The 11740-nt window shown below is 37.5% G+C and carries 7 protein-coding genes, 27 tRNA genes and 1 rRNA gene; all 35 read right to left on the bottom strand.

Translation table 11 applies throughout. The annotated features are described in order from the left end of the window. Nucleotides 1-243 precede the first annotated feature (243 nt). Nucleotides 244-2298, bottom strand: a complete 2055-nt coding sequence (locus EKM63_RS11095; RefSeq protein WP_125706607.1) for an LTA synthase family protein — start codon at nt 2296-2298, stop codon at nt 244-246. Between the two features lie 35 nt (nt 2299-2333). After that, the gene (locus EKM63_RS11090) at nt 2334-3344 is read right to left on the bottom strand and encodes a lysylphosphatidylglycerol synthase transmembrane domain-containing protein (RefSeq protein ID WP_125706605.1); all 1011 of its coding nucleotides are present in this window, start codon (nt 3342-3344) and stop codon (nt 2334-2336) included. Then, complete coding sequence (locus EKM63_RS11085; RefSeq protein WP_125706603.1) at nt 3344-4378, bottom strand: glycosyltransferase family 4 protein; 1035 nt, start codon at nt 4376-4378, stop codon at nt 3344-3346. Before EKM63_RS11085 ends, EKM63_RS11090 begins: the two co-directional genes overlap by 1 nt. Continuing rightward, the gene (locus EKM63_RS11080; protein ID WP_125706601.1) at nt 4371-5570 is read right to left on the bottom strand and encodes a glycosyltransferase family 4 protein; all 1200 of its coding nucleotides are present in this window, start codon (nt 5568-5570) and stop codon (nt 4371-4373) included. Before EKM63_RS11080 ends, EKM63_RS11085 begins: the two co-directional genes overlap by 8 nt. 74 nt (nt 5571-5644) lie before the next feature. Continuing rightward, complete coding sequence (locus tag EKM63_RS11075; RefSeq protein ID WP_125706599.1) at nt 5645-6139, bottom strand: QueT transporter family protein; 495 nt, start codon at nt 6137-6139, stop codon at nt 5645-5647. A gap of 139 nt (nt 6140-6278) precedes the next feature. Then, nucleotides 6279-6929, bottom strand: a complete 651-nt coding sequence (locus EKM63_RS11070; RefSeq protein WP_125706609.1) for a deoxynucleoside kinase — start codon at nt 6927-6929, stop codon at nt 6279-6281. A gap of 322 nt (nt 6930-7251) precedes the next feature. Then, a complete protein-coding gene (locus EKM63_RS11065) occupies nt 7252-9027 on the bottom strand; it encodes a DUF2207 domain-containing protein (RefSeq protein WP_164504963.1) in 1776 nt (591 codons plus the stop codon). Nucleotides 9028-9144: 117 nt separating this feature from the next. Further along, a tRNA-Leu gene (locus EKM63_RS11060) sits at nt 9145-9229 on the bottom strand. A 35-nt stretch (nt 9230-9264) separates the two neighbouring features. Beyond that, nucleotides 9265-9335, bottom strand: a tRNA-Cys gene (locus tag EKM63_RS11055). Between the two features lie 17 nt (nt 9336-9352). Next, nucleotides 9353-9424, bottom strand: a tRNA-Gln gene (locus tag EKM63_RS11050). Between the two features lie 5 nt (nt 9425-9429). Then, nucleotides 9430-9502, bottom strand: a tRNA-His gene (locus tag EKM63_RS11045). A 19-nt stretch (nt 9503-9521) separates the two neighbouring features. Beyond that, a tRNA-Trp gene (locus EKM63_RS11040) sits at nt 9522-9592 on the bottom strand. A gap of 6 nt (nt 9593-9598) precedes the next feature. Then, nucleotides 9599-9681 (bottom strand) — tRNA-Tyr (locus tag EKM63_RS11035). Between the two features lie 5 nt (nt 9682-9686). After that, nucleotides 9687-9759 (bottom strand) — tRNA-Phe (locus EKM63_RS11030). A gap of 5 nt (nt 9760-9764) precedes the next feature. Next, a tRNA-Asp gene (locus EKM63_RS11025) sits at nt 9765-9838 on the bottom strand. Between the two features lie 22 nt (nt 9839-9860). Continuing rightward, nucleotides 9861-9934: transfer RNA gene (locus EKM63_RS11020), tRNA-Met, on the bottom strand. A 22-nt stretch (nt 9935-9956) separates the two neighbouring features. Next, a tRNA-Ser gene (locus tag EKM63_RS11015) sits at nt 9957-10046 on the bottom strand. A gap of 50 nt (nt 10047-10096) precedes the next feature. Beyond that, nucleotides 10097-10168 (bottom strand) — tRNA-Glu (locus tag EKM63_RS11010). Nucleotides 10169-10175: 7 nt separating this feature from the next. Next, a tRNA-Ser gene (locus tag EKM63_RS11005) sits at nt 10176-10263 on the bottom strand. A gap of 7 nt (nt 10264-10270) precedes the next feature. Then, nucleotides 10271-10345, bottom strand: a tRNA-Ile gene (locus tag EKM63_RS11000). A gap of 14 nt (nt 10346-10359) precedes the next feature. Then, nucleotides 10360-10430 (bottom strand) — tRNA-Gly (locus EKM63_RS10995). Between the two features lie 11 nt (nt 10431-10441). After that, nucleotides 10442-10514: transfer RNA gene (locus EKM63_RS10990), tRNA-Phe, on the bottom strand. Nucleotides 10515-10520: 6 nt separating this feature from the next. Beyond that, a tRNA-Asp gene (locus EKM63_RS10985) sits at nt 10521-10594 on the bottom strand. Between the two features lie 13 nt (nt 10595-10607). Further along, nucleotides 10608-10681, bottom strand: a tRNA-Met gene (locus EKM63_RS10980). 41 nt (nt 10682-10722) lie between these two features. Next, nucleotides 10723-10796, bottom strand: a tRNA-Ile gene (locus tag EKM63_RS10975). Nucleotides 10797-10803: 7 nt separating this feature from the next. Next, a tRNA-Met gene (locus tag EKM63_RS10970) sits at nt 10804-10877 on the bottom strand. A 32-nt stretch (nt 10878-10909) separates the two neighbouring features. Next, nucleotides 10910-10983: transfer RNA gene (locus EKM63_RS10965), tRNA-Pro, on the bottom strand. Between the two features lie 11 nt (nt 10984-10994). Then, nucleotides 10995-11068 (bottom strand) — tRNA-Arg (locus tag EKM63_RS10960). A gap of 13 nt (nt 11069-11081) precedes the next feature. Beyond that, a tRNA-Leu gene (locus EKM63_RS10955) sits at nt 11082-11167 on the bottom strand. A gap of 14 nt (nt 11168-11181) precedes the next feature. Beyond that, nucleotides 11182-11253, bottom strand: a tRNA-Gly gene (locus tag EKM63_RS10950). Between the two features lie 4 nt (nt 11254-11257). Then, a tRNA-Thr gene (locus tag EKM63_RS10945) sits at nt 11258-11330 on the bottom strand. Between the two features lie 64 nt (nt 11331-11394). Beyond that, a tRNA-Leu gene (locus tag EKM63_RS10940) sits at nt 11395-11477 on the bottom strand. A gap of 21 nt (nt 11478-11498) precedes the next feature. Further along, nucleotides 11499-11571, bottom strand: a tRNA-Lys gene (locus EKM63_RS10935). A 4-nt stretch (nt 11572-11575) separates the two neighbouring features. Beyond that, nucleotides 11576-11648 (bottom strand) — tRNA-Val (locus EKM63_RS10930). A gap of 15 nt (nt 11649-11663) precedes the next feature. Beyond that, a 5S ribosomal RNA gene (gene rrf / locus EKM63_RS11635) occupies nt 11664-11740 on the bottom strand; the annotation flags it as partial.

The raw sequence follows: 11740 nt of genomic DNA, 5'->3' as shown, positions 1-11740 counted from the left end.
CTCCAAGTTATCGCTCTCGCTCTAACTCTTTGGCGCCGTTGCTCTGTCGCAACAACAAATAATATATTACCAATTCACTTTGTCTCTTGCAACCCTTTTTTACAAAAAAGTTCAATTTGTTTTCAAATTGCTTCAAATATGAAATTGGTCTAATTGAGTACCTGTTAATAATACTACATTTCTTACGAACCTGTCTACAAAAAAAATCAACGAATTTAATTAAAATTCGTTGATCCGTTTTATCTATTTAAGTTCTGGAGCATCAGTTTGATACAAATCTAACAATGATTTGTTATCATTCTGTGCCAATATACTTGTTCCGTTCTTTGTACGTGCCTTCTTAAGTGCATCCAAGGTTACACTCTTCTTATAGTTATAATCTTTTCTATTTACCTTGGTAAATCCTTCTGGATGATAGAACCTCAATAAATCACCGTTAATAACACGATCAGACAAGGACAACTCGGTTGTGACCTTGTTAGAAAGTTTAGACTTCGCTTGTGCAGAGATCTTCTTATCTATCTTTCCATTCTTAGTATTGTAGTAATTACTTCCGACTTTTGTCACCTTAGGTGAAACAAAGTCTCCATTTCTAAAGGCAACTACTTGAGAATGATCTTTAGATAGTAAGTCACTACCAAATTGGATCATATTACTATCGTTGACACCAACCATGTTCAAAAGTGTTGGAAGGACATCAATCTCTCCACCATATGTGTGATTGACTCCACCTTTTAATCCATCCATATGCATCATGAACGGCACTCTTTGATACTGAGCATTATCAAACTCGTCAAAGTTCTTAATACCAGTTATCTTGGACATAGCTTTCTTATGGTTATCAGAAATACCGTAGTGATCACCATAGAATACGACCATACTTGTCTTATCCAAACCGGTAGCTTTGAGCCAGTCCATAAACTCACCAATTGCCTCATCAAGGTACTTGGCTGTTTGAACATATCCATCTACAGTACTGTCCCCTGTATCAGTCTTGGTAATACTTTGGTTCTTCTTATCCAACATATAGGGATAGTGATTAGTTACAGTTATTAGTTTTGCATAGAATGGTTGTGGCAATTGTTGTATGTATTGCGCAGAATCACGAAGGAAAATCTTATCCTTCATACCGTAACCAACATTGTAATCTTTCTTCTCTTTATAGAAATTAGAGCTGAAGAAGTAATCATACCCCCATGATTTGTAAGTATTATCTCTATTCCAGAAACTTGGAACATCCCCATGGAACGAAGCAGTAGTATAACCGTGCTGATCCAAAATAGCAGGAGCAGCTTGGAAGGTATTGCTTGTTCCATCGGTAACCATGGCAGCACCCTCAGGTAACCCAAATAAAGAGTTCTCTAACATCAATTCGGCATCGGCAGTTTTACCCTGTCCGACCTGATTAAAGAAATTATCGAAACTGAGAGTATTATCCTCGTGATAGATCTTATTTAAGTTGGGAGTTACTTCTTGTCCATCCCACTTATAATCAATCAAATATTGTTGGAAACTTTCCAAATGAATAACAAATATGTTCTTTCCTTTAGCAACCCCAGTATATTCAGGATTAGGTTGAGCATAGTTGTCCTTCATATATTTCTCGATTGAATCTAGATCTGAACTCTTTGACTGAGCCTTAACAGCATTAGTTTTAGTTGTTTTGACAATGTCATATACATTGAAAGCATTCAGTCCAAGATATTTAACTATATAGTTATTATCAAAAGTTCTTGTCAATAAACCAGATCTGTCACTTTCAGCAAGTGTCAAATTTGCACCAAAAAGTAAGGCAGCAAGACAACTGACCAATATTGGAATACGCCACTTAAGACGTTTAACATCCATTTTTATTACATGGAATGCCAATAATAATATCAAAATAAGTACATCTAGAAATACTAAAAAGTCTGTTGGCTTAACAATACCCGCAATACTCTTACCGAGGTTATTTGAAACTGCTCCAGATCCTTTAATAAGAATCATCGTCAAGAAATCAGAGAACTCACGGTAATAGAGGATATTTGAGAATAACCAAACAGAATCCAAAAAATCAATTATCAGAAGGAATATGTAAGACTTACGTCCCTTCATGTATAAGGCAATACCAAAAAGCAGCAACATTACAGGAATGGGATTAATTACCATTAAGAATGTTTGCAGAGATCCTTTTACACCAAGATTGAACTTAGTTGTATAGGCATAAATTGTTTTTATAGTATAGAGAACTACTGCCAGGATAACAAAACCTAACCTAGTATTTAAAAAACTGGAAAAGCCCTTAATAAATCGCTTCATTTTTTTCGCTCCATAATTTTACTTTAGCATTATGCTTATTTAACTTTAGGTTTCTTTGAAACCGCAAAAATCCCCAAAAACATACCAAACAAGTATGTAATAAATCTCCATAAAAACATAGCTAAAATTAATCCCGAAGCTGATGGAATAAAACCTGCAAATAAGGTTTTAAAACTAACTTCTGCCCCTCCAGTACCACCAGGCACTGGGAAAATCGATACAATCATAACGATCATGATCTGCATAACTAATACGTCTAATATATTTACATGATCTACATTTAGAGCTAACAGCACAAAATAAACAACAAAATAGTACAAGAAAAGTTGAATGATAGTAAGTATTGAGGCTTTGATTACTTTCTTCTTCTCTTTCTTTAGTACTAAACTTTCATTGTAAAAACTATCGATACTCTGCATAGATGACTTTAAAATTTTATCACGTTTTTCTTCTTTTAGGAAAAATAATACTGGTTTCAATACTACTTGAACCATTTTCTTGGTGAAATTGTAGTAGTACATGATCATCAATAGAAATGAAATAGTTACAACGTGAATAACCAATCCAAAGACAATCATCCAAGCTAAACCAGCGAAGTGCTGAGCAACTCTTTGAAAACTAACAATCATAGCAATGATGAAGTTGATCAATACCATCCCTTGATATATGACAAATTTCATCAGCAACACCGAACTAGCACGTCCACCATCAATTTTTGACTGCATTAATCCGACAAGTTGTGCTGGCTGTCCACCAGATGAGAATGGAGTGATTGCATTAAATAGAGCCTGGATCAAGGGAATACGATACATTTCCCACCAGCCAAATTTTCTATCTTCTTTTTTCTTCAGCAATGTGTGAAGAACCCAGGCCTCAACTGCATATGAAAGTAACATTGAGGCAAAGGCAACAAACAGCCAAAAGAAGTTCAATCCCTTAAATGTAGTAACCAGTGACTCAAAATTGATTTTTCTGGCTTCCCACCAGAAAATCAGTCCAACAAGTCCTAACATTACTAACAGTGCAAAAATGTTTTTTCTACTCATTATTTATCCTGTTTATATATTTTGTATTGGTCAGTATAAAACTGATACCATATCTTACTTAAATTGTCCTCTGAATATTGTGTAGAGGCCTCTTTAGATTTTTTCTTAAAGTCTTTCAAAATAGACGGATCATTCTTAGCCTTATTGATAAAATCATTCATTTCATCACGGTCTTTTGCTGGTTGATAATATCCATCAATGATAGCTTGGTACAATTCTAGATTGCGGAGTAAAACCGGTGCTCCACAACTGAAAGCCTCTAACACTGACATAGGGAATAATTCATCATACGATGGCAAAAGGAACAAATCACAAATATTATAGTAGTTCACAAGGTCATTTCTATCAACGATACCAGGGAACTTCATATTGTCTGGAGCATTTTCCAGCATAGCTTTATATCTGTCATATCCATCAGTAATTCTGCCAAAAGAAAATCCACCAGCCCAGATAAATTCAATATCTGGATTATCCTGAGCTAGCTTATAAAAATCATCTATTCCCTTACGTTCTTGAACTTGTCCGTCACCAAAAACAACAAACTTGTCCGCTGGAATATTTAGCTTCTTTCTGATTTCAGCTTTCTCATCAGTAGTTTTCTCATAGAAATTTTCTGTAGAAACAAAATTGGGAATGTACTTTATCTTCGATTCATCTAAGCCATGAGCTACCAATTTTGGAATAAAAGTTGGATTTACCACGACAATTTGATCCATACGCTTGTAGAAACTGATCACATACCAATAGAAAATATTTCTAATCGGTTTTGGCAACTTGATACTTCCCTCAAGTGTCTCAGGAAGAAAGTGAACATAGCCAATTTTACGACCACGTTTTCTTGAAAAAGTAGATAAATAGTATTGTGGATTTATTGTGTGATAATGGCTCAAATCTGAACGACCGTATTTATTGATTTGAATATCGAACTTATCGCTAAATCTATCTTTCAATAATTTGATCAATTCGATATAGGCACTACCGACACCTTGACCAGCTACTTTATCTGCCTGTGAAAACATGGTTATTTTAATCATTAGAATACTCCTCTGGGTCTATCGATGAATTCGATAATTTTTCGCGTACAAAATATTCTTGAGCCGTGTGGTAAAAGTTCAACACGGAGTTTCCAAAATTATCAGACGAAATATTATAAAGGATTCTTTGTCTAGCATCCCTGTCGTCAAATGATTTTGGATGATCCAAATAAGCGATTATCTTGGGTACTAATTGATCATCTTGATTAAACGTTACACCTACAGATGGATCGGTCAATAATTGATCAGTGTATGGTGCACTTCTAACAACAATTTTTAGTCCTGAAGCAATCGCTTCGATATAGGTCAAACCTTGAGATTCGGTATCACTGGATGACACAAAAATATTTGCCATATGATAATAAGGTGAAATCTTATCATGTTCAACTTCACCAGTGAATATAACATTGTCAGTGATTCCTAAATCGACTGACATTTGGACCAGTTCATCCATATCAGGACCATCACCAACTATTACAAGCATAATTTTAGGATTGTATTTCAACAATTCTGGCATTGATCTCAACATATGGTCGATCTTCTTCTCCAATGCTATTCGACTGAGCATCAAAATAACAGGAGTGTCATCTGACAAACCTAGACTTGCTCTGACTTTTGAGGTGTCAACTGGCTTAGTGTATTCAGATAAATCAACACCTGTTGGTATTATAGAAATCGGTGCATCTATTTTATATCTATCCAATGTTGACTTAACTTGTTTACTTGGAGCTACGACACCTGATGCATTTTTGACAAACATTCTTGTCATTTGTTTTACATGATAAGGCTTCAAAAGTTTTCCATTTAAAACATAATGCAAATAATCCTCGTACATCGTGTGATAAGTATGCACAAAAGGTATTTTTAATTGCTTAGCTACAAACTTTCCTATTAATCCCAAAGAAAATTCAGTTTGTGTGTGAATTACATCAAGTTTTAATTCCTTTGCCAAATCAACAGCATGAAACATCCCTCTTATCGCAATTCTTCTATCTGTAAAAGAAATAAAAGGTACACTTCCAAGTCTGAAAATATTTGGCTCTATTGTTGTTTTAGATACATTAGGATCAGTAGTCGTGAAAATATAAACTGAATGTCCCTTCCGCTCTAAATCATTTTTTAAGGTTTGAATTGAAGTGGCAACGCCACTAACTTGAGGGAAATATGTATCGGTAAAAATTCCGATATTCATCAAAACATCTCCTCATAACTTTATATTGAAGATTATAACAAAAAAGGGGAACCTATTTCCCCAAAATCTAATGCTTATTTGATTAATCTAGCAAAGTTGTTATTTTTCATCAATAAATAAAAAATAACTGTTCCAATGGTTACAACAACAAATTCGCCGATCGCCACTGATCCCGCCGTTGCCCAAAATGGCAAATGAGATATAAAAAATAGTTCAGCTCCAACAATTAGACCATTAACAACAGCACAAAATACTGGGACTAAAAATACTAATTGATTGCGGTTAGAAACTAAATATATCAAATAACAGGATATTGCAGTTGCCAATGTTCCAAAAATCATATCAGGAATACCTAACGTAGCACTGAAAAAGTTTGAAATAAAGCATCCAATTATCATTGACCAGCTATATTTAGGATTGAAAAATACCAATAACATCAATATTTCTGAAACTCTAAACTGTATAGCTCCATATGATAATACGGATAAACCCGGTGCTACAGTCAGTGCAACATATAAGGCTGCAACGATTGCTATTCTTGTTATATCTATTGTTTTCAAATTTTGCATACTAAATCCTCCACTGTTTTGTTAGGACAGGTTACCAGTGCAAACTGCCAAGTAATAATCTTAACTTTTTTTCTATCTATTAGCAAATTACGCAAAAAAATAGAATGAATTCGTCGAATTCACTCTAATATAAAACTTACTATTCTTTTGGTAACAAGTTACGCTCGTTTAATTTAGTGTCTATTTGATTCAAAACAATTTTAAGGTCATCTGGATTTTCAACATAATCCAATTGATCACCGTTTATTTTCATTTTTGGACTGTAATCATATTCATCATACCAGTCATCATAACGGCTTAATAGGTTGTGATAATACTCAACTAAAGTAGGATCTTGTTCTGGTTGTTCGTAATCACGACCACGTTTTTGGATACGTTTGATCATTGTCTCATAGGAAATATCAATATGAATTAATAGATCTGGTGCTTTCTTTGCTGCAGCATATGGTAATTCTTGCATCATGTTATCCAACAATTCGTCATAAACCTTAACTTCTTGTTGTGTTGCGCGGCCCATGTCAGCATTCATATGGAAGAACAATGCATCTTCATATATTGAACGATCCAAAACATTATTATCATCAGCCAATGCCTTTTTAATAGATTCAAAACGTTTATTCAAGAAATAGATTTGTAATAAGAAAGCATATTGTTTTGGATCCTTATAAAACAAAGGAAGAACTGGATTATCATCAACCTGTTCATAAAATGCTTCTGTTCCTAAATGTTCTGACAAAATTGTTGCTAAAGTACTTTTCCCAGCACCAATTGTGCCGCTCAATACGATCATCATTATTTTCCTCCATCCAATCGTTAAAAAATCAACATTTAATATATTACCACTCGACCTATATGTTGTATATATAATTTTTACAGAATCTATATATGGTACTTTCTAACCTGATGGAAATGCACTCGTATCAATATTCATGGTCCAAAAAAAAATTTATCATTTAATAAAATAAAAAAAGCTCCCCACTTTCGTGAGAAGCTTATGTCAATTCCCTTTTCGTTCCATAGAACATAATACCAATTGAATATAACATTGAGGTTACAAACGTGTTTCTTTATAACTTTTTTAAAGTGTTTAAAAGAATTATTAAGAAATTCAACTAAAATGCCCCTCCACTAGAGCCCCCAGAACCACCAGAGCTTCCTCCGGAGAACCCACCTGAGCCACCACTTGAAGATGATAATCCAGACGTCATTGAAATATTAAAATTCGTTGATCCCGATAAGCTACCGACACCGTAATAGTAATAACCGATACTTGGAAGCGTATCGACAACATCACCATATTTCACTTGCAAGGCTTTTAATACCTTTTTCGAAATTCCAAATGCTGCAGCATATGGCAAAATCTGTTCCCAAAGTATTAAATCTCCTACTTCAGCAATATTGATATCATTGATGTCTTCCAACATTTTTTTAAATCCATGAACTTCATTGACTGCCTGCTCTCCAGCTTCAGAATAAATATCAAATTTATAATTTCCGACAATATACATGATTACGAAAAATAAAACGGTTATTAAACCAATTGGAACAGTTATATAAAATGAATCATAAATAATCCACGTTCCAATTATAACCATGGCCGCAGAAACACCAAGAGCAATCAAAATACTCTTTTTAAGTAATGGTAATAATTGCTTATTATCATCATCCATATATGGTGCGGCCGCTTCTGTGGTACGATCCTGCCATTCATGAAATTCCGATTTCAAATGTTCCTGATTGGCATTCTTTATTTTGTCAAAACTAACTCTTTCCCCATCTCCAACTGTATCAATTAAATAATTGAAAAATGGATCACAATCTTTTTTCAGTCGTATCAATTCAAACTTTCTATGTTTATTTTTCTCCAATTTCAATTTATGATTAGCAACTTCCATTAACATATCACCAGTTAATCCTTCATTATCACCCTTGGGATTTTGCTTTAAAAGCATTCTGGCAGTACTAGGGTTCATATTTGGGATTTCAAAATAATGAACCAATGGCGTCGGTTTCTTCAACCTGATAGCACCTTTCCAAAGTGGAATTATAAATGCTATCGAAATTGCACTAACAATAAGTGAAATTAAAATTAGGATCCCCAAACCAATTCTCTTGAGGATAATATGGAAATCAGTTCTTTTACTCATACTTGCTTCATCAGTTTGAACTTGTTTTAGAACATCCTTATGCACAATATTCATGTTTTGAGGAGTGACCGAAAGTGGAAAAACGGACCTAGTCTCCATAAACTCATCTTCTGGCAATTTATTAGCAGTAAGGGTGATTCGACCGTTTTCCTTATCAACGTCAATATGACCTCTTGATGTTCCATGTGCCCATGCTTGAAGCTTCTTGATATTGTTTTCCGGCAATTGAATCGTTACTTTGACATTATTCAATTGTGATCCCCAACCAGTATCGATTGCTTTCCAATTGATCTGTGCAGTATCAGAATAGTTGGTAACGAATCCATAAATCTTGTATTTATAAATAAAAGTTAGTTTCTCATCTGTTGATTTATAGTATACAGTTACCTTTTTATACTTCTTATGTGAAGTGTAGACAAAAGTATCATCATAGTAATATGACTTATGAAAACTTTCTCTAGGTATTTCTGCAGGCTGTGTATCACCATAATCGACAAAAACAGTTGGATCACTGTACTTATGTATTCCTTTTGTGTTCATCTTAAGAAAAACACCGTTAAAAGTACCATCAAAATCATAAGTGACACGTTGAGTAACATCGGCAGTTCCATCTTTTGAAACATTGACGTTCTCGTGATACTTCGTAATATCGTAGCTTTTTGCAAAAATAGTGTTAGTAAAACTCATAAACCCTATCAACGCAAATAAGATCCCCAATAAAGAAAACTTCAGTTTATTCATATACTCTCCCCTAATAACATAAATAAAATTATAGACAAGAGGAATAAGTAAGTAAACAAAAAAAATGACAACCTTCATAATGAAGATTGTCATTTTGTATAATTGCTAATCCAATTATACCGGTGATCGGGGTCGAACCGATACTCCTTATACAGGAACGGGATTTTGAATCCCGCGCGTCTGCCAATTCCGCCACACCGGCATTTTATTAATATAGAATACTTGAGCATAGCCCAAAGGCGGTAACCGGATTTGAACCGGTGATGAAGGTTTTGCAGACCTCTGCCTTACCACTTGGCTATACCGCCATATTCAATTGAAAAAATTGGGTTAGCTGGATTCGAACCAGCGCATGATGGAGTCAAAGTCCATTGCCTTACCGCTTGGCTATAACCCAATAAGGGCGGTATGTGGGAGTCGAACCCACGTGTGCCGGTGCCACAAACCGGTGTGTTAACCACTTCACCAATACCGCCATGATAAAAAGGTAGAAACAGGGATAGTAGGAATTGAACCCACACTGATGGTTTTGGAGACCATAGTTCTACCTTTAAACTATATCCCTATCTAATGGAGGGGAGTGGATTCGAACCACCGAACCCGAAGGAGCGGATTTACAGTCCGCCGCGTTTAGCCAGACTTCGCTACCCCTCCAAAAATGGCGCGGGACGGAATCGAACCGCCGACACATGGAGCTTCAATCCATTGCTCTACCAACTGAGCTACCGAGCCATTAACGGTCCCTGCGGGAATCGAACCCGCGATCTCCTGCGTGACAGGCAGGCGTCCTAACCAACTAGACCAAGGAACCAAGAATTAAATTACAAAACAAATTGCGGGAGCAGGATTTGAACCTACGACCTTCGGGTTATGAGCCCGACGAGCTACCAGACTGCTCCATCCCGCGATAATATAATATTAAATTTGTAAGGAGGATGTGGGATTCGAACCCACGCGCGGTTTGACCCGCCTGACGGTTTTCAAGACCGTTCCCTTAAGCCGGACTTGGGTAATCCTCCATGCTTAAACAATAATACTATGAAACTGTATTGACACGAAAAAGTGTCAATGACCCGTACGGGATTTGAACCCATGTTACCGCCGTGAAAGGGCGGTGTCTTAACCACTTGACCAACGGGTCATATAAACGGAGAAGGAGGGATTTGAACCCTCGCGCCGTGTAAACGACCTACACCCTTAGCAGGGGCGCCTCTTCAGCCACTTGAGTACTTCTCCAAATTAGTGGGCCTAAATGGACTCGAACCATCGACCTCACGCTTATCAGGCGTGCGCTCTAAACCAGCTGAGCTATAGGCCCATAACAAGTGGCAAAGCGGGTGACGAGAATCGGACTCGCGACTACAGCTTGGAAGGCTGTCGTTTTACCACTAAACTACACCCGCATTACATTACATGGCGCGGGACGGAATCGAACCGCCGACACATGGAGCTTCAATCCATTGCTCTACCAACTGAGCTACCGAGCCAATTTACGGTCCCTGCGGGAATCGAACCCGCGATCTCCTGCGTGACAGGCAGGCGTCCTAACCAACTAGACCAAGGAACCATACTAACAAAAATTGCGGGAGCAGGATTTGAACCTACGACCTTCGGGTTATGAGCCCGACGAGCTACCAGACTGCTCCATCCCGCGATAACAATAAAAAATAATGTGTAAAACCTTTAGTCCTACTATGGACCTTGTAGGATTCGAACCTACGACCGAACGGTTATGAGCCGTTTGCTCTAACCAGCTGAGCTAAAGGTCCGGATAAATAGCGGCGAAGGGGATCGAACCCCCGACCTCCCGGGTATGAACCGGACGCTCTAGCCAGCTGAGCTACACCGCCAAAAACAAAAACAACAATCTCACGATTGCAAATCGGGAAGACAGGATTCGAACCTGCGACCCCCTGGTCCCAAACCAGGTGCTCTACCAAGCTGAGCCACTTCCCGAAAAGAACTAATGCACCCAGTAGGAGTCGAACCTACAACCTTCTGATTCGTAGTCAGACACTCTATCCAATTGCGCTATGGGTGCATATTCATTATAGTGCCGAGGACCGGAATCGAACCGGTACGGTAATCACTTACCGCAGGATTTTAAGTCCTGTGCGTCTGCCAGTTCCGCCACCCCGGCGTTACTATAATGAAAGCGGAAGACGGGATTCGAACCCGCGACCCCCACCATGGCAAGGTGATGTTCTACCACTGAACTACTTCCGCAAAATGCCGACTAGAAGATTCGAACTTCCGACCCCCTGTTTACAAGACAGATGCTCTGCCAACTGAGCTAAGTCGGCATAATGTTTGAAATTATGCATTAATATTAAGTTTTAAAACACTTGCAACGCTTTGGAATTGCAATACGGGTGAAAGGACTTGAACCTTCATGTCCATTGGACACTAGAACCTAAATCTAGCGCGTCTGCCAATTCCGCCACACCCGCATGGGTATAAAATGTTGCAAATGAGCCGTGACAGGTTCGAACTGTCGACCCTCTGATTAAAAGTCAGATGCTCTACCAACTGAGCTAACGGCTCGATATGGAGGATACAGGGATCGAACCTGTGACCTCCTGCTTGTAAGGCAGATGCTCTCCCAGCTGAGCTAATCCTCCATAATAAAAATATAAGCGTGGCAACTACCTATCCTCGCGGGCAGTTTCCCACCAACTACTTTCGGCGTTAAGAAGCTTAACTTCTGTGTTCG

Origin of the sequence: Companilactobacillus mishanensis (assembly GCF_003946505.1) — a bacterium.
Classification (GTDB): Bacteria; Bacillota; Bacilli; order Lactobacillales; family Lactobacillaceae; genus Companilactobacillus; species Companilactobacillus mishanensis.
The sequence above is the reverse complement of the archived record's forward strand: the minus strand, read 5'-3'. Positions and strand labels throughout refer to the sequence as shown.